The sequence below is a fragment of the Scopulibacillus daqui genome, assembly GCF_016908855.1.
Lineage (GTDB): Bacteria > Bacillota > Bacilli > Bacillales > Sporolactobacillaceae > Scopulibacillus_A > Scopulibacillus_A daqui.
Map to the genome: position 1 here is coordinate 60,897 of NZ_JAFBER010000014.1, position 18,771 is coordinate 79,667.

15 protein-coding genes, 1 pseudogene and 2 riboswitches are annotated in these 18,771 nt (G+C 41.9%); of the genes and pseudogenes, 3 read left to right on the plus strand and 13 right to left on the minus strand.

Annotated elements, in window-relative coordinates; all coding sequences use genetic code 11:
- Positions 1-29 precede the first annotated feature (29 nt).
- A pseudogene (locus tag JOD45_RS10860) lies at positions 30-1,406 on the minus strand (YfcC family protein).
- Positions 1,407-1,751: 345 nt separating this feature from the next.
- Here JOD45_RS10860 and JOD45_RS10865 point away from each other — a divergent pair.
- Positions 1,752-2,909 carry a M20 peptidase aminoacylase family protein gene (locus tag JOD45_RS10865; RefSeq protein ID WP_205003909.1) on the plus strand — a complete coding sequence of 386 codons (1,158 nt, stop codon included), beginning with the start codon at positions 1,752-1,754 and terminating at the stop codon, positions 2,907-2,909.
- Between the two features lie 50 nt (positions 2,910-2,959).
- Complete coding sequence (gene menC / locus JOD45_RS10870; RefSeq protein ID WP_338056080.1) at positions 2,960-3,691, plus strand: o-succinylbenzoate synthase; 732 nt, start codon at positions 2,960-2,962, stop codon at positions 3,689-3,691.
- A gap of 145 nt (positions 3,692-3,836) precedes the next feature.
- On the opposite strand, the gene JOD45_RS10875 is transcribed toward menC, so the two are convergent.
- The 11 genes from JOD45_RS10875 to kdpF form a co-directional block, all read right to left on the minus strand.
- Complete coding sequence (locus tag JOD45_RS10875) at positions 3,837-5,174, minus strand: MFS transporter (protein WP_205003910.1); 1,338 nt, start codon at positions 5,172-5,174, stop codon at positions 3,837-3,839.
- 150 nt (positions 5,175-5,324) lie between these two features.
- Positions 5,325-6,551: an MFS transporter gene (locus tag JOD45_RS10880; RefSeq protein ID WP_205003911.1), complete on the minus strand. Its 1,227-nt coding sequence runs from the start codon at positions 6,549-6,551 to the stop codon at positions 5,325-5,327.
- A 286-nt stretch (positions 6,552-6,837) separates the two neighbouring features.
- On the minus strand, positions 6,838-7,002 hold the full coding sequence (locus JOD45_RS10885; RefSeq protein WP_205003912.1) for a hypothetical protein: 165 nt from the start codon (positions 7,000-7,002) through the stop codon (positions 6,838-6,840).
- A gap of 212 nt (positions 7,003-7,214) precedes the next feature.
- Positions 7,215-7,478 (minus strand): hypothetical protein, encoded by a 264-nt coding sequence (locus tag JOD45_RS10890; RefSeq protein WP_205003913.1) that lies wholly within the window; start codon positions 7,476-7,478, stop codon positions 7,215-7,217.
- A gap of 237 nt (positions 7,479-7,715) precedes the next feature.
- Positions 7,716-9,092 carry a 23S rRNA (uracil(1939)-C(5))-methyltransferase RlmD gene (gene rlmD, locus JOD45_RS10895; RefSeq protein ID WP_205003914.1) on the minus strand — a complete coding sequence of 459 codons (1,377 nt, stop codon included), beginning with the start codon at positions 9,090-9,092 and terminating at the stop codon, positions 7,716-7,718.
- 95 nt (positions 9,093-9,187) lie between these two features.
- On the minus strand, positions 9,188-10,132 hold the full coding sequence (locus tag JOD45_RS10900) for a diacylglycerol kinase (protein ID WP_205003915.1): 945 nt from the start codon (positions 10,130-10,132) through the stop codon (positions 9,188-9,190).
- A 279-nt stretch (positions 10,133-10,411) separates the two neighbouring features.
- On the minus strand, positions 10,412-11,584 hold the full coding sequence (kdpDN, locus tag JOD45_RS10905) for a KdpD-like non-kinase potassium sensor (protein ID WP_205003916.1): 1,173 nt from the start codon (positions 11,582-11,584) through the stop codon (positions 10,412-10,414).
- Between the two features lie 67 nt (positions 11,585-11,651).
- Positions 11,652-12,212, minus strand: coding sequence for a potassium-transporting ATPase subunit KdpC (gene kdpC / locus JOD45_RS10910; RefSeq protein ID WP_338056081.1), 561 nt, complete (start codon positions 12,210-12,212; stop codon positions 11,652-11,654).
- 15 nt (positions 12,213-12,227) lie between these two features.
- Positions 12,228-14,255: a potassium-transporting ATPase subunit KdpB gene (gene kdpB / locus JOD45_RS10915; protein ID WP_205003918.1), complete on the minus strand. Its 2,028-nt coding sequence runs from the start codon at positions 14,253-14,255 to the stop codon at positions 12,228-12,230.
- An 18-nt stretch (positions 14,256-14,273) separates the two neighbouring features.
- Positions 14,274-15,953: a potassium-transporting ATPase subunit KdpA gene (gene kdpA / locus JOD45_RS10920; protein ID WP_205003919.1), complete on the minus strand. Its 1,680-nt coding sequence runs from the start codon at positions 15,951-15,953 to the stop codon at positions 14,274-14,276.
- A 24-nt stretch (positions 15,954-15,977) separates the two neighbouring features.
- Positions 15,978-16,055, minus strand: a complete 78-nt coding sequence (kdpF, locus tag JOD45_RS16990; protein ID WP_205003931.1) for a K(+)-transporting ATPase subunit F — start codon at positions 16,053-16,055, stop codon at positions 15,978-15,980.
- A 452-nt stretch (positions 16,056-16,507) separates the two neighbouring features.
- A riboswitch (cyclic di-AMP (ydaO/yuaA leader) is annotated at positions 16,508-16,660 on the minus strand.
- A 49-nt stretch (positions 16,661-16,709) separates the two neighbouring features.
- A riboswitch (cyclic di-AMP (ydaO/yuaA leader) is annotated at positions 16,710-16,844 on the minus strand.
- Between the two features lie 1,333 nt (positions 16,845-18,177).
- On the opposite strand from kdpF, the gene JOD45_RS10930 reads away from it, so the two are divergent.
- On the plus strand, positions 18,178-18,435 hold the full coding sequence (locus JOD45_RS10930; RefSeq protein WP_205003920.1) for a hypothetical protein: 258 nt from the start codon (positions 18,178-18,180) through the stop codon (positions 18,433-18,435).
- A gap of 153 nt (positions 18,436-18,588) precedes the next feature.
- On the opposite strand, the gene JOD45_RS10935 is transcribed toward JOD45_RS10930, so the two are convergent.
- A partial coding sequence (locus tag JOD45_RS10935) for a hypothetical protein (RefSeq protein ID WP_205003921.1) occupies positions 18,589-18,771 on the minus strand: 183 nt, incomplete at its 5' end.

An 18,771-nucleotide genomic window follows, 5' to 3' on the forward strand; every position in this document is an offset into this window, starting at 1 on the left:
TATCATCGGTTTAATGCTATCCGCTTCTCTTAGAAGGGTCCCCATTGGATGAGAACGCCAATGGCAATAAACACAGCCCCAATGATGAACCAAATGAAAGCCAGCGGCGCCATAAACCGAACCCATTTAAAGTATGGGATGCCGCTGGCCGCGAGAACACCCATTAAAACACCGGATGTCGGATTAATGCAGTTAGCGACTCCTTCTCCCAGCATGACAGCTTACACAGCGACCTGCCTTGTTATATGCATGAGATCGGCGAGAGGCGCTAAAATCGGAATGAACACCACCGATTCCCCTGAACCCGAAGAAATCAAGAAATGAAGAAGAATGCTGGAGATAAACATGCCAATCGCACCAAAAAATGGATTTAAACCGTGCAGGAGGCTGGCTAATCCATTGACAATTGTGTCAAGAAGCTTCCCGTTCTCTAAAATGACCGAGATCGCGCGCGCCATCCCAACAATAAGCGCTCCATAAACCAAGCGCTGACATCCATCTAAAAAGGTTTTGGAAATCTTGTTCGCATCCATTTTGGCAATAATGCCGGATATGATAGAAATGAAAACAAATGTGCCGGCCATTTCAATATCTGACCATTGCAGCCATAGCGCACCGGCTAAAAAACCTAAGATTGACAGGCCGGCAACCATGATAATCAACTTATGGCGAAGGGTAAAAGGAACTTCGGACTTCTCTTCTTTATTAAGCAGTGCCTGATTCGGAAACCAATCCTTTCCAAGTACACTGCCCTTTCCCTTGTGCAAACGGCGTGAATAGATATAAATGTAAATAATGGTTGCCGCCAAGAAACAAATATAAATGGCAGCGCGCAGTTTTATCCCTGAAAAGAGCGGAAGTTGGGCAATTTTTTGTGACAAGCCTAGAGGTGTTGGCGATAAAATAGTGGCATTAAAACCCGCATAACTCCCAAGGTAGATGACAGCAGCGCCGACAACCGCGTCCCATTTGAGCGTGCGGGCAACAATGATGCCCAATGGAATAAAGCCAATGACAGAGTTCACAACGATGCCTGTTGTCCCAAGTATAGAAAAGACAATCCCGACAATAGTCATAAATAACAGCTGTCTCTTACTGAATTTAGCAACAACATGATGAATCAACCCTTGAATAGCTCCTGACTCTTCAAGAATTGCGATTGTTCCCCCTGTAAATAGAATTAAGAAGATGATTGAGGATGAATTAATCATACCTTGCTCAAACGCAGTAAAGAATTGAATGATACTAACCGGTGAACTTTCTACATGGTGATAGCTTCCGGGAACCGCCTGTGTAATTGCCCCATGCTGCACTCTTTTAAACTCTCCCGCCGGCACAAAATAAGACAAAGCGGCACAGATGAGAGCAATAATAAATAAAAGAACATAGGCATCTGGCATCTTCATCTTGAATTTCGCAGACTTTTCCGCTTTCGTTTTTGCCTGGGTGCTCAATAGATCAGCCTCCTCCATGAAATATTATAATAATATGACTATTGATATAATTCTAACTTGTGATAAATTATAATCAAGGATTCTCTCTAATACAATACTCGCGCCGCAAATCCTTCAAAAATAAAAATAAGAGCAAAAAACAGCCGATCTATGATTAAAACGATCAAACGGCCTGCCACACAATGACTCGATACCTTGACTATATTATAGTAGAGAACCGGAAACGGCCCCTCTAAGTTGAGAGCATTTAGATAAACAGCTGCGACTGTTAGATATCAATTGGAGGCGTTTTTACAAATGAAGCTTTTAAACGATCAATTAAAACAAGAAGTACGTGATATTTTCGCATACTTACATGATCACCCTGAAGTGAGCTTAAAGGAGTTTCAAACGACAGAATATATTGCCAAAAAGGCAGCGGATCTCGGCTCTCGTGTGGCAACTTTTGAAGATTGCACCGGTGTAATTGCCGAAATCGGCTCTGGTTCCCCCAAAATCGGGCTTCGGGCTGATATAGACGCATTATGGCAAGAAGTAGAAGGTACCTTTAAAGCCAATCATTCCTGCGGCCATGACGCCCACATGACGATGGTTCTAGGGACACTGATGCTCTTAAAACACCAAGACTCTCTCCCGGAAGGAACCGTTCGTTTTATTTTCCAGCCGGCGGAGGAAAAAGGTCTTGGCGCGCTTAAAATGATTGAAAAAGGCGTTGTCGATGACTTGGATTTTCTATACGGCGTTCATGTCCGCCCTGTTCAAGAAACGAAAAACGGCCACGCTGCACCGGCTATTTTACACGGCGCCACCCAAACCATTACAGGAACAATTATAGGTGAAGACGCCCATGCCGCCCGTCCCCATCTTGGCATTAACAGCATTGAAGTCGCTGCAACGTTCGTTCATGAACTCGCCCATATACATGTAGACCCGATGGTGCCTCATTCCGTGAAAATGACCAAATTGCAAGCCGGCGGCGACAGCGCTAATATTATTCCGGGAAAAGCCGAATTCAGCCTAGATTTACGCGCGCAAACCAATGAAGTCATGGAAGCCTTGATAACAAATGTTAAAGCAGCTGCCGATTCAATTGCTCAATTTTACAATGTGCAAATCGATCTTAATATTCCTGGAAATCTAGCCGCCGCAACAGAAAATCCCGTAGCGGAAAGCATCTTGGCAGAGGCGATTGCCGATGTGCTTGGCGAAGAAAACCTTGATCCGCCATTAGTGACCACGGGTGGAGAAGATTTCCATTTCTATTCTTTAAAAAAGCCTCATTTAAAAGCAACCATGCTTGGATTAGGCTGTGATTTAACACCGGGGCTTCATCACCCCAACATGACTTTTGACCGGAACGCTTTGTTCTCGGGAATTGAAATCTTAACAACAGCCATCTTGAAAACCTTAAATCATGAAGAAAGAAGAGGAAATCATGCCATTGCGACCCGTTAAGCCCTCGACAATCGTGCTTAGAAAACTGAAATGAAACTCCACGACCAGCTTTGGAACAGAAGAAGATAAATCCTTTTAATGAAGAAACGACGATCACCAATCAGCATATGCTGGAAGATGTGATTATTCCTAAAATTCTTGGCCAAGACATTAGCCATCCTGATGAAGTCGGTGAGATGTTCCGGTTTATCCGCCGCAATGCTATGGCTATCGCAACGATGGAAACGGCGATCTGGGACCTTTTTGCCAAAGTCAACCAAGAACCGCTCTATAAAGTATTGGGCGGCAAAAAGCGGGCGATTGAAGTCGGCGCCAGTATCGGCATTCATCGCTCGGCTGCAGAATTACTGAGTAAAATCGAGGAAAAAGTACAAGCCGGCGCCAAAAAAATCAAATTAAAAATCCGCCCCGGCCAAGACGTTCATGTCATTAAAGAAGTGCGGAAGGCCTATCCAGATATCGCGCTGATGGTTGATGCCAACGCCGCCTACACACTGAAGGATATTGAAGTCTTTAAACGGCTGGATGAATACGGACTTATGATGATTGAACAGCCGCTTGAATATGACGACTTAGTGGATCACAGCCGCCTGCAAAAAGAAATCTGCACCCCTATCTGCCTTGATGAAAGCATTGTGAACTATTCGAGTGCAAGAAAAGCCATTGAGCTTGGCAGCTGTAAAGTGATTAATATTAAAATCGGGCGTGTCGGCGGGCTGTCCGAAGCGAAACGCATCCACGATATCGCCGCCGGAAAAGCCCGGCATTGGCTACGAGATTAATCGGAAGGCACTTGATGACTACACATTCTATGAAAAGAGTTTAAATAGAAGGCGCTCCTCACTGAAAGGAGTGCCTTATTATGATGATGAAGAAGCATTTTTCGCCGATCATAAAACTGCATTTCCCAGATTTCGGGATAGGCGTTTATTTAACAGAGCTCGCTTCATTTAACGTTTTGTTCGTTGTTTCCTCCGCCATAAAGATACAAACGATTAATCCCGCAAAGGTAACGATTGCCCCTATAATCATTGTAGGCCCTATCCCCAGATCTTCAAGCGATATCGGGAACAGATAAGTGCCGAAAAAAGCGCCGATTCGGCTGATCGATGTAACAATCCCTATGGCAGTTCCCCGTATTTCAGTAGGAAAAAGTTCATTGGGAGCAAGCCATTCCATCACATTTGGGCCGCCGGAAAAAATAGCGTAGAGAATAAAGCCGGTTAAAAGGAATACTAATGGTCCATTCGGGAAGAGACCTAACAATAAGATTCCAACTGTCATTACAGCAAAACATGTAATCATCATCGGCCTGCGCCCTACTTTGTTCACAAGCAATAATGCTGGAATACAGCCAATAAGGAATAAAAAACTAATAATAGCTGAACCGTACCCTGTTGATCCGCCAAACAGATGGTATGTTTTTAACATTTCGGGGCCAAAAGTCAGCATAGCAAACGTCGGTGCTACTTGAAATGTATAAAATAGGCTAATGTACATCAAGCGCTTAAAATAACCCGGAGCAAATACTTTAAAGAAACTGGTTTTTTTGCTTTCTTCACCAGGAGGGACAATATCTTGAACCGAAGCATTTTCGCCGTAAACTTGTTTGACGACTTTTTCAGCGTCCTTTTTGCGTCCTTGATTCAATAACCAGCGAGGAGATTCCGGTGTCCCGAGTCGCAATAGAACAAGAATAACCGCCGGAACAGCACTGCTGGCCAGCATCCATCGCCAAGCATTTGGTCCGATGTTTAACATCCATACACCGACAATATAAGCGACTGTTGCGCCAGCGTAATAGGCAACAAGTGTGATGCCCAGCATGGCGCCGCGGTGCTTTCGGGGAGCAAATTCCGCCAACAGCGATGTGGCTATTGGATAATCTGCACCTATCGCTATGCCAAGAATAAGCCTGAGTATAAAAAGCTCTAACCCATTTTGGACCCAAAATTGCAAAATAGAACCAACAATCAATATGATAAAGTCAAGGGTATACATCAGCTGTCTTCCAATTTTATCTGTCAGATATCCTAAAAATCCGCCTATAAAAATGCCTAATAACGCTGATGCGCCGATTAAGCCGCTCCACATAGCATTCAAATGAAGCTGAGGCGTAATTTGTGTAAGGGCCATGCCGATAATACTAAGGATGTACCCGTCTAAGAACGGCCCGCCTGATGAGTATATTGTTAAGCGTTTATGAAAAGATGTAAAACCCGCATCCTCAACATAATTCTTCCTTTTTCTCTTTTTTGAGTGCAAAATGATTAATCTCCTTTCTGCTGCAATGTTAGGCCTTTGATGTTTTTATTTTGCAGTTCCAGCGTATTTTTCATTCTTTTGATTTCATAAATGCTTCTTAACCTGAAATAAAAAAAGCTATCCACCCTTTCAAGAGTGAATAGCTTAACATTAAACAGCTTTGGACATGACGCTTTTACTTTCTTGCTTGTCTTCTGATTTCCCTATATTAAGACTTATCATCGCAGCAAAGGAAACACAATATAACACAGCGAGATAAAGCATTGCAGCTCCCATATGAAAATGCTGCAGGATATATCCGACTAGAATTGGCGAAAATCCTCCCAACGCTCTTCCAAAGTTAAAAATGGTATTTATGGCAGTGCTTCGTACTTCCACAGGATAATATTTGCTGATTAATGCGCCGTATCCGGCAAACATGCCGTTTGAGAAAAATCCGACGACAGCCCCTCCAATAAGTACGCCGGCACTGCCTGACGCATATGAATATAAAAATACTGCTGATGCCGAAGCAGAAAGAAAGATGGCAAAAGAAGCTTTAATGCCTAGACGATCTGAAATCTGTCCAAACGCTAACATGCCGGCAATCATGCCCACAGACGTACTAATCGTCCAAAGCGCAGAACTTGAGACAGACAAACCCTGTGATTGCTGAAGCATCGACGGCAGCCAGATCATTAATCCATTATAGCCGGCGATTTGCACTGTCGCCATGATGGCTAAAGCGGTTGTCGTAAATGCTGTTCTTGGCGTGTTAAATAGTTGAATCAGCTTGCCTTCTTTCTTTGAAGCTGCTGATTGTTGTTTTTGCGCCGCCAGCCATTCCGGCGACTCCTTCAAATTCCTCCTGACAATATAAGCGAAAATGACAGGAAGCACGCCTATGAAAAACAAGCCTCTCCATCCCCAAGCAGGAAGAATAACCGCGCTAAGAAGCGCTGCGATAATAACGCCAAATTGCGCACCGATACTTACATAAGATGAAGCCCGGCCTTGTTTATGCTTTGGCCACGCCTCTGCAACAAGCGCCATCCCAATGCCATACTCGCCGCCGGCGCCCAGCCCGGCTATAAATCTAAATACACAGACTTCCCCAATATTTGCGGCAAACCCAGTTAAAGCCGTTCCAATGGCAAACAACAGTATCGAATAAGTAAAAACTTTCACCCTGCCAAACTTATCCGCCAAAATGCCAAAAATCATTCCTCCAGCAAGCATGCCGATATTTGTAACCGAAGAAATAAGCCCGCCTGTCGCCAAATTAATGTGAAAATCAGCGATGATTAAAGACATGGCAAATGAAATGAACATAATATCCATGCCCTCTAATGTTAAACCCGTGACTGATGCAACTACAGTTTTTTTGCGATAATTCATTTTTTCTCCTTTCCAGCCTCACCGGACTATGATTAAAAGAGTTCATTTTTTTAAAAAGGCAAAAATAAAGAGCCCTTCCATCCAGGAGGACAGAAGGGCATATATATCACAGATTATACACGAAGTCATATTGCCGCCCTTTTTGGCCTCTCTGGACCGAATTAAAGGAATACAATTATGGTTATTTTAGCATGTCATTAAGCAGTCTTCAATAAAAATATTTTGTTATACAGCTGCAATGCTGCGATCTCAGTAAACATTAAACAGAAGTTCATCCTTTTTACTGTTATTTGTTATTTTCACCTGCAGCAAGTTCAAATTGTTTAGGCGTTAATTTCAATTTAATCCCGCGCACCCGCAACTCATAGTAATCATCATGCGGAACAATTTTAACATCATTAGCCAATTGAATTTCATCCGTCTGTAATGACTTTGCATTCATTTTATCCATACAGGCCCTCCATGTATTGGTTTGTAATAAGCATAACAATACAATATGAGCTGCATGTAAAGGAAAAGTAAAGGTTGTGTAAAATGAATTGCTGTAAAAACTGGATTTTTGGCCATTCTGCGCTAAAACCACTCACACGGGTACCAAATTGCGGTATTCCCTATCTTTTGCCATAGGATATACCCTCGACCTCCCACTGGCCTTTTATATTTCTAACCATACCTACATCTATTTCTTTTTTTTGCCCCGTCAATAAGATAGGTTAAGTGAAGAATCCTCATAGGAGAAATCTCATAGCTTTTGAATTCGGGATTTTTTATTCCTTCTTCTTTTAAATATTTCTCCGCTGCTTTTTCTGCCTGCACAACAAATTCCCTTTCACCTTGTTTATGCTTCAAATAAGCGCCGCCTATAAAAATGATGAAAACTAAAATAATAATACCGATAGTAATCCATCGTTTCTTTTTGCCCTTCATTCATTCAACACCTTTTATTATGATTAAGTTAAAATTGCAATTAAATTCCAATATAGTCAATTTAAACAATTTACAAAAAAGAATGTGCCTAAAATCCGCTTTCATGGATCTTAGGCACACTCTAGCAACAATGTCTTTACAATTTGGGATAAAAGCTAAAGCGGTTTAAGAGAGAAGACATTCATCTATTCAGATAACTATGGATTCTTATTCTCAAGTTGTTCCTCTAAAACCCCTTTATTTCAGCTTTAATAAAGCTACGCACTCCACATGCGTCGTCTGCGGAAACATATCCACCGGCTGCACTTCAACCGTCTCGAAACCGCCGGCCTCTAATATCTTTAAATCCCGCGCCAATGTCGACGGATTACAAGAGACATAGACAATGCGTTCAGGCTTCATATCAATCATCGTATTAAGCAGCGCTTCATCACAGCCTTTGCGCGGCGGATCAACAACCAGCACGTCCGCACTAACGCCTTGCTTATACCAATTGGGAATAACTTCTTCCGCTTTGCCCGCTTCAAAGGCCACGTTATTGAGATGATTCAGCTCTGCGTTCGCTTTCGCATCTTCTATCGCTTGCGGGACGATTTCGACGCCGTAAACATGTTTGGCTTTTTTCGCTAAGAAAAGGGATATGGTGCCGATGCCGCAGTAGGCGTCAATAACCGTTTCATTTCCGGTTAATCCGGCGTATTCTAGCGCTTGGTTATATAGGACATGCGTTTGCACGGGGTTGACTTGATAAAATGAACGCGCTGAAATCGCAAACTTGATGTCTCCGATGGTGTCGTATATCTCTTCTCTGCCCCAAAGGGTTTTTGTTTTCTCGCCAAATATGGTATTCGTCCGATTAGGATTAATATTTTGCGCGATTGATTTGACTTCCGGAAAGGCTTCAGGAATTTCTTTTATAAATCTTTTTCGGAATGGCAGTTCTTCTGTCTTTGTAACAAGAACAACCATTATTTCGCCGGTATTTTGCCCGATTCTTGTGACGATATGCCGCAAGATGCCGCGGTGCGTCTCTTCATTGTATGGTTCGATGCCGCAGTCTTTGGCAATTTGCTTAACTTTTTGCACAACTTCATCATTTAAGCTGTCTTGAATTAAGCAGTGGTCCATGTCTACAATTTTATGGCTGCGCTTTTGATAAAAGCCAGCGATAAATTCCCCGTCTTTTTCGCCGACCGGAACTTGAACTTTATTGCGGTAACGCCAAGGCTCGTCCATTCCAAGAACAGGCTTTACCGAAATATCCTTTAATCCTCCGATTCTTTCAAGGACTTCTTTCACCTGGTTTCTCTTATAATTTAACTGGCCTTCATAGCTTAGATGCTGGAGCTGGCAGCCGCCGCACTGATCATATATGTCGCATGGCGGATCGACCCGGTCAGGGCTTGATTTTTGCAATTCCAATAACTTTCCGTATCCGTAGCCTTTTTTGGTTTTAAGAACCTTTATTTTAGCTTTTTCACCGGGCAGGACATTCGATACAAACAATGCGTAGCCGTCAATTTTCCCAACACCTGAACCATCATGTGTTAAGTCGTGGAATGAGACTTCGATGATATCGTTCTTTTTTACTGGTGTGGCCACTGGTCTCACCATCTTTTCTTTAATTTCATTTCGAGCTTATTTTAATAAGAGAAGCAGGCATGTGCAACGACGACTCTGTCTAGCCTGACAGCTTGCCGATCGGCAAGTTATCTTTGCTGCTCTATAGGCTTTAGAGAATGCTCCGATTGTGCATTTCTTTCAGCTGTTTCTTTTGGCACGATGAGCTGCAGGTGCTGGTAGAGGTTCACCATGTCACCCGGCAAGTCCCCGCCGTATTCACCGTCAATATTTAACTGCATTTTTTCTTCGGTGTAAATTTTAATTCGATTCGCTTGAGCATAAATAATTTTCGGATCTTTCATATGCTCGCCTTTTAAAGCTAATGTGGCTAAGCGAATAAATTCCGCGAGATTCGTTTTTTGCAAAATAATTAAATCAAACATGCCGTCATTTAATGAGGCTTGCGGCGCCAATTTTTCAAAGCCGCCGACAGAGTTTGTGTTCGTTACTAAAAAGAGCATAATATCGCCTTCAAATAAACGTCCGTCGTATTCTATGCGAACATTCAAAGGGCGCAGGGACGGCAGCATTTCGATCCCTTTTAGGTAATAAGCCATTTGTCCAAGCATCGTTTTCAGCTTGCTTGGCACATCGTAAGTAAGCTCAGTTAACTTGCCGCCGCCGGCAATATTAATAAAATAACGGCCGTTTACTTTACCGACATCAATAGGCATTTCTGCACCTTCACATAAAATGTCACAGGCTTTTTCAATTTGGCGCGGCATATTAATAGCTCTGGCAAAGTCATTGGTTGTGCCCATCGGCAGGATGGCAAACTTAGGGCGATAAGGCTGTTCTGCCAAACCATTGACGACTTCATTAATAGTGCCGTCGCCGCCCGCGGCAATAACAAGATCATATTCGCGCTCAACGGCTTGGCGGGCGCCGTCAGTTGCATCACCCGCGCCGGATGTCGCATGTGCCGATGTTTCATAGCCCGCACGCTCTAAGCGATCTAAAATATACGGTAAATTTTTTTTCATCAATTCTCGACCGGATGTTGGATTATAAATAAGTCTTGCTCTTTTCAATTTTCATCACCTGATTCCTTGTAGCCGTCACAAAAAGACAGCCCCCACTCAGCTAGAGAGCTGTACAATACTTCAATTATATTGTAATTGCAAACTAAAATCAAAACACTATGCTTATTCTATATCATTCCCGAAAAAGGCGGGATTAATGGTTGTTTTGTCATTATTTATTATAAAGGTCTATGATAAATTTTAAAATAAGATGATCATTCAAAAAAAGCATTTGGCGCTGCAGTAAATCGTGATACAGGAAAAGACGGCCATCAGCCGTCTTTGTCCTTATTTGGTAAAATGCTGCGATTTCCTTGGTTTTCGATCAGAAACAATATGAATATCAATACCGGAAGAGTGCCTCATGATAGTATTAACAATCGAACCTCTTAAGATTTCTTCCCAGCGGCTTCGAGCGGATTGGCCTAAAATGATTTGGGTTACGCCAAGGCTGGCCGCAGCATCTGTAATGACCTTGGCAATTTTTTGACGGTTATTCATTTGCTTGACGATAAATCGCGCATTAAATTGAGCCGCAAGCCTTTTCCATCCTTGAATCTTTTTTCGCTCTTCGGCTGTTCGATTCACAGAGGCCTCATTTGTGACATGTAAGATGATCAGTTCCGTCTTCAGTCTGTTGGCAATCCTCCATCCTCGGCGTATCAGCCTTTCCGCATTGCCGCCGTGCTGTACGCATACCATGATTTTCTCATTAATGCCTGTAGGCCCGCACTGTCCATTTTGTTTTTTTACTTTTTCAACACGTTCGTCGACATCATCGGCTACTTCCCGCAATGACAGTTCCCGCAATGCCCCGAGATTGCTTTTTGTAAAGAAGTGGGTCAATGCCTGTTCAACTTTACTAGGATGGTATATTTTTCCCCCTCTTAACCGTTTTCTCAGAATTTCCGGGGTCACATCGATCAGGATGATTTCTCGGGCCGTATGAAGAAAGCTGTCGGGTATGCGTTCCCTTACCTTTACACCTGTAATCTGCTCAACGATATCATGCAGACTTTCCAAATGCTGAATATTAACTGCAGATAAAACATTGATCCCGGCTTTTAATATTTCTTCAACATCCATATACCTTTTTTCTCTAGGGGAAGAAGGCACATTAGTATGAGCCAATTCGTCAACTAACACCAAATCCGGAGATCTCTCAATAATAGCTTCGGTATCCATTTCTTCCAGCATGCGGCCTTTATACTCAATTTGCTTTTTCGGTATAATTTCCAAATCTCCGATTAAATCAGCCGTTTCTTTCCTATTATGTGTTTCGATTAGCCCGATAACGACATCAATGCCCTCCGCCTTGAGTTCATGGGCTTCTTGCAGCATTCTATAGGTTTTTCCAACGCCCGGTGCTGAACCGATATAGACTTTTAATCTCCCTCTTTTTAACTGTTCAATTTCTCGGAGAATTTCCTCCGGTGTTTTTCTTTTATACTCCGGAAACACGTCCTCACCCCAGTTTAAAAAGCGTTTATAACCTCATCGGCCTTACAGGCCGAGATGAAATGCTGCATTATTTTTCATAGTTTTGAAGTTTCATATTCAACTCTAGAACATTGACGCGGGGTTCTCCAAAAAGCCCGAGACTCCTGCCTTTTGTTGTCTCATGAATGAACGTCATTAATGTTGACTTATCTATGCCAGTCTCCTGACTGACCCGGGGAACCTGAAACTTTGCGGCTTGCACTGAAATATCCGGATCGAGTCCCGAAGCTGAATTTGTGATTAAATCAACAGGAATATTTTTTGTTTTTAAGCCCGGATTTTCTTTTTTCAACATTTTTATCGATTCTTGTGTTCGTTTTAACATCTCTTTGTTCGTTGGCCCATAGTTATTTGAACCGGAAGCGGACGCATCATAGTTAATTGAAGAGATACGCCCGTGAAAATATTTCGGGCTTTGAAAGTTTTGACCGATTAATTCTGATCCTGCCGCCCTGCCATCTTTCGTTTTTATAAGACTTCCATTGGCTTGATCAGGGAACATGATTTGAGCTAATCCAGTCATAAGAAGAGGATAAGCGATGCCGCAAACGACAATCATAAGCAATGCTAATCTCATTATCTTTAACAAAACGGATCCCCCCATTTACATAAATGCACTGACCAGCATATCGATCAGTTTAATGCCGATAAACGGTGCAACAATGCCTCCAAAGCCATAGATCAGTATGTTTCTGGATAATAACCGGCTGGCGCTCATCGGAACATACTTGACGCCTTTCATAGCAAGCGGAATTAATAATGGAATAATCACAGCGTTAAATATCAAAGCAGATAAAATCGCTGAAGCAGGCGAATGCAGTCCCATGATATTAAGCACTTGCATGCCGGGAATCGCCACTGTAAACATTGCGGGTATAATCGCAAAATATTTGGCAATGTCATTCGCAATACTGAATGTTGTAAGTGCTCCGCGTGTCATAAGCAGTTGTTTCCCAATGGCAACCACTTCAATGATTTTTGTCGGATCTGAATCTAGATCGACCATATTGGCAGCTTCTTTTGCAGCAATGGTTCCAGAATTCATGGCAAGACCTACGTCTGCTTGAGCAAGCGCCGGTGCATCATTCGTTCCATCGCCGGTCATCGCCACCAGGTGCCCTTTTTCTTGCTCTTTTCGAATCGCCTGGATTTTATCTTCTGGTTTGGCCTCGGCAATAAATTCATCAACACCCGCTTCTTTAGCGATGGTCGCAGCAGTAAGAGGATTATCCCCTGTGCACATAATGGTTTTAATCCCCATTTTCCGCAGTTCATCAAACCGTTCGCGCATACCCGGCTTGACCGTATCTTTTAAGTAGATCAGCCCTAGGATTCTATCATTATAGGAGACGGCAAGAGGCGTGCCCCCTTTACTTGCAATCTCATGACTTTTTGCTTCCAAATCCTCAGGGATAGCGCCGCCCATCTGACGGACAAACTGCTTAATTGAGTCAACGGCTCCCTTCCGATAATGGCTGCCGTCTTTGATGAGTCCGCTCATTCGTTCTTCAGCCGTGAATGGAATGATTTCTGCCGTTTCATATGCAGACATATCCCAAGTGAATCCTCTTGATTGCGCCAGTTCTAAGACGGAGCGCCCTTCCGGTGTATCATCAAACAATGAAGTGACCACTGCTGTATCCGTCAGTTCTTTTTTATCCGCGCCGCCAACAGGAATAAATTCGGCAGCGAGCCGGTTGCCAAAAGTAATCGTCCCCGTTTTATCTAAAATAATCGTATTAATATCGCCTGCGGCTTCGACTGCTTTGCCGGACATCGCCAAAACATTAAAGCGAGTGACCCGATCCATGCCTGCAACGCCAATGGCTGACAAAAGCGCCCCGATAGTCGTCGGAATTAAACAGACCAACAAAGCGATCAGCGTGGACAGCTGCAAATGCACACCAACATCGTTTGCCATTGGTATCAGCGTTACAACAACTAAGAGGAAAATGATTGTCAGTGTTACAAGTAAAATATTTAAGGCAATTTCGTTCGGTGTTTTTTGGCGCTTGGCCCCTTCAACAAGGGAAATCATTTTATCAAGGAATGACTCCCCGGGGTCGGCTGTTATTCGAACCTTAATCGTATCACTGACAACTTTTGTTCCTCCGGTTACTGAACTGAAGTCACCGCCGGCTTCCTTAATCACAGGAGCCGACTCGCCCGTAATTGCGGATTCATCAATGGAAGCAAGCCCTTCAACGATTTCTCCGTCTCCGGGTATGAGATCCCCTGCTTCAACAAGCACAATGTCTCCTTTTCGCAGTTTATCAGAAGAAACCGTTGTAATCGTTCCATTTTTCGCTATTTTATTAGCCGTTGTTTCCTTTTTTGTTTTCTTTAGACTATCAGCTTGCGCTTTTCCTCTGCCTTCAGCAAGGGCTTCTGCAAAATTTGCAAACAGTATCGTAAAGAATAGAATCAAGAACACAGCCAGGTTATACCCGAACCGTCCTTGGGCATGAAATGCGTCCGGCATCATCAGCATAAGAAGGACGAGAATCGTTCCTGCTTCTACGACGAACATGACGGGATTTTTCATCATCGCTAACGGATTCAGTTTAATAAAGCTTTCTGCTATAGCTTGCTTAACCAATCCGGCATTCATCTTATGTTTCGATTGATTCATTCTAATCACACCCTTCTATTAACGAATTGACAGGTATTCGGCTATTGGCCCAAGGGCGATTACAGGGAAGAAAGTTAATGCGCCAACGATCAGAACAATACCTGTCAAAATACCCGTGAATAATAGATTATCTGTCCTAAATGTCCCTATTGTTTCCGGCACCGGCTGCTTCCGAGCAAGAGAACCGGCCGCCGCAAGCAGGGCAATGATCGAAATATAACGGCCAAATAACATGACCAATCCTGTGGAAATATTCCAAAAAGCTGTATTGTCTCCTAACCCTTCAAACCCTGATCCGTTATTGGCGGCAGACGAAGTAAATTCATATAACACTTGCGTAATCCCATGAAATCCGGGGTTGGAGATGGCCCCTTTTCCTAATTCCGTTAAAAAAGAAACGGCTGTTGGAGCGAGTATGATTAACGGATGAACAAGTAATGCGACAGTGATTAATTTCATTTCTTTCGGTTCAATTTTCCGTCCCAAAAATTCAGGCGTTCTTCCTACCATTAACCCGCATATAAAAACAGCGATAATCGCGTACATAAGCATATTGATCAGCCCGACGCCGTCGCCGCCAAACACTGTATTAAGCATCATGAGAGAAAGAGGTGTTATTTCTCCAAGAGGGGTCAGCGTATCATGCATATTGTCCACGCTTCCTGTTGTAGCCGCGGTGGTTACCGTACTGAACAGTGCTGACTGGGCAATGCCGAACCGCTCTTCTTTGCCTTCCATGCTGCCTTGAGAATGATTTAGTCCCATTGCTGTTAAGGCGGGGTTTCCGTGGCTTTCAGAGATAAAAATAAGCGCTAAGAAAGCTGCGAATAAGATACCCATTGCGCCAAAAATGACCCAGCCCTGTTTTTGCCTTTTGGCAAACCGTCCGTAAGTGTAAGTCAATGATGCGGGAATGCTCCACATGGCCAATATTTCGATAACGTTTGTCAAAGGAGACGGATTTTCAAAAGGATGCGCAGAGTTTGCACCGAAAAATCCGCCGCCGTTTGTACCTAAATGCTTAATCGCCTCAAGCGCAGCGACAGGACCAATGGCAATGACTTGCTTGGCGCCTTCAAGGGTTGTTACTTTAATTGATGGTTCAAGTGTCTGAGGGACTTTTAAACCAACGAGTATGATTGTCAGAATAACCGACATTGGCATAAGCAGCCGAGTATGCCCCTTTACAAAGTCTTCAAAAAAGTTGCCGATGGTTTTCCCTTTGGACGTCACGCCGCGAATAAAAGCAATCGCTGCCGCAAGTCCTGTTGCAGCGGACGTAAACATCATCATCATGATGACAGCCATTTGCGAAAAATAGGATAGGCCCGTTTCGCCGCTGTAATGCTGCAGGTTAGTATTCGTCATGAAACTGATAATCGTATTAAACGATAATGTCGGATTCATGCCGCTGATCCCATTAGGATTTAACGGGAGTATTTGTTGAATCCGCAAAATCATATAACCGACGGCAACAAAAATGATATTGGTTAGCAATAAGGAAACGGCATATTTCTTCCATGTCATTGGTGCTCTCTTTTTCATGCCGCATATCGCATAAATCACTTTTTCAATCGGTGCGAAGATTTTATCTGTCTTATTCGGCTGATTTGAGAAAACGTGATATATATAACTGCCTAAAGGTTTTATAATGAGCAGCAATAGAATAATGACAACCGCTATTTGCCATACACCCATGTCTGGTTCCCCCTTTGAATATCTTTAAAATTTTTCCGGATTAATAAGCGCATAGATTAAATAAACAAAAATACCTCCTGTTACGATAGCTGTGAAAATCATTATTCTTCACCGCCTCCAACGATTCTGTCACACCATTGAATAAAACCAAAAAAGACACCGAAACCAACAGCTAAAAGTCCAATCATGCAAATATCATTCAACATAACTTCCTCCTTGCAACAATAATCTAAATGGCCTTTTCAATTGAATAAATGACCAATTATTAATATGTAATCAGCACAACAGCAAAGAACCCATATTATAGATAACGAAAAACAGACTTTAAAAAAGACTATCCCGAATGCGCGCCTATCTTCGTCTTTAATAAAAAAGGAATTAAAGAAAACTTGCCGGCTGGCAAGCTGTAACGCAGGAGCACAATCATCATGAATATCTTTAGAATGCGGCAAACCTATTTCCAATTGACAGTACAAAAAAGAAGCCTGCGGAAGAGGGAACTCTTCCGCAGGCTTCAAGGGATCACAAAATAACCCCCTGTGCATGCGAAATTGGTCGCCTCTCTCAATACGCTTACGAGGTTAGCTGTCGGATTCGGGCTTGAGAGATGCCCTACTCGAAAAAATCGAGATTCACCCCATGCAGCCAACAAATGGCTGCGGTTGGTTCCCCCGCTTTCCTTAACGGAAATTCAGCAATCAGACACATAGGATAGCTTTATGTATTATTTTTTTAAAAACCTGTTTTATTTCCACCTTCTCTCTCCTACCACGCTTACGAGGTTAGCTGACGGGTTCGGACGGCAAGAGTCGCCCGACTAAATAAGTTTCACCCCAGGAAATCTTTCCGATGGTTCCCCCGTTCCAAAAATGGACTCAGCGATCATTGGAAATTTTATAAATATTTACGATGTGTTAATCTTACTCCTTGCTCTTTTACTTGTAAAGTAATGAAAATACTTAAAATAAGCTCAAATTAACCATTTTTGATTCATATAAGACTATTTAATGTAAATAAATACATATAATCTCCTATTTTCTTTATTTTTCTTCATTTTTAGAAGTGTTAGTTATCGATATATATAGTCCTAATTTTCCGTAAATAAATGATGGATTAATTTACCGTCACAGAAAATTGATCGTCTGATGAAATTAAACCCTAATCATTTATATATTTAAGGAGACGTATTCTCACAGTTTCACAAATCTAAAAAACCCTGTTTCCCGCTGAACAAACGGAAATCAGGGTTCTAAATCCTAAGAAACGTTTTGTGTTCTAATTTCTGCGTTTTGACATGTACTTTAAGAAAATTCATTGCGGCTGTCTTGACGGACATATATCTCTCAGTAACTTTCATTGGCCCATTTTGATGTTTTATCGAAAGAATAGTTTCCATTTTGAACTTCAATGATAATTTTATTTACATAATTGCCGCATTTACAGCACTCATTATGCGAAACATCCTGAATTGTATAGCATCCCGAACAGTAACTCTTCTGTTTTTTCATTATTTGTTTCCCTCTTTTTAATCACTTGATGTTATTGTTAAGCCTAGTATAAAGGAGCCCTTGTTCATGTTCTATCATCTTGTCAGAAAATCTTACAAACAATTTTCAGATATCATGGCAAATTAGCAAAATAGTATGGGGAGTGGTCAATATGAAAATGTAGATTATTTTGTATTGTTTGTTGGAAACGGACAGACAATTCCTCTTTGTCCTCTTGTAAAAGCACCAGATGAAATATTCTAAAAAGTGATAAGCTCATTCTTAATTTTTTAAAATAAAGTTTAAAGCAAGGTATATAGCTAATTTCTCAATTTTAATAAATAATTCTTATTATTGATAACCAAGATGAAAGGAACTGCTTAGCGGTTATAAAAAGGGTTTTGTCATTTCGCACAGAATCTATGTTGATTAAAAGAAGTAATAAAATCAGAGAGACATTCAACAAACAGGTGTCTAATATGTGTATGTCGTCGCCACTAATCTTTCGCATAATTTTTTATACTAGCCTCGTCATTTTCGTTCTCCTTAGGTTTGTGTTTCATTATTGACAAATTCATATTCGTAAATAAACACCTTCCTTTTATAATTAATTCAAAAACCAATTGTATATTTTGATTACTCGGATAACTTTTCGGCTACATATATACCAATATCATCCAATTTATGCGGGTATTATTGCGTGAATTAGATGATATTTCAGTATTCTCTATCAAGTTATGATACTATTAAAACACCCCAATATTATAGGTGATGTTGTTATTGCGGAACCAAAAATAAAAACTAGAAGTGTTGGTAAATGTATTCTAGGTACCGGGTCAGGTTTAATAGGAGGAACCGGATCAGGAATTACAACAGGGGCTGGATATGGAGCTATTGAAGCAACTCCAGTTACTGTTGGAGCAGGTTCAGTCATAGGCGGAATAGTTGGTGGCATTACAGGAGGTATGGGTGGAGCAGCTGCAAGTTGCTTTTAAAAAATGAAAACAAAAAATAAAATAAACCCAAAAACTTTTAGAATAATGATAACAGGCATTTCTATTGGAGTTATATTCCTTCCAGCCGTAATAGGTTTATTATCATTGTTTTTCATATTGCCACCAATAATCCTTTTAGGAATACTAATGATTTTAAAGAAGCAAGAAAAACAATCTTAAAAAATTCCCATTTACTCCTATTAATAGTTTTAAAGGGCTTGTCTGATAAGTCCTTAAAATGAAGGGCTTGTCTGATAAGTCCTTAAAATGAAGCAAGTGGAGAAAAACAAATTGTTTTTCTCCACTTGCTTTTATATTTTTTCGATTTTTCTTCGA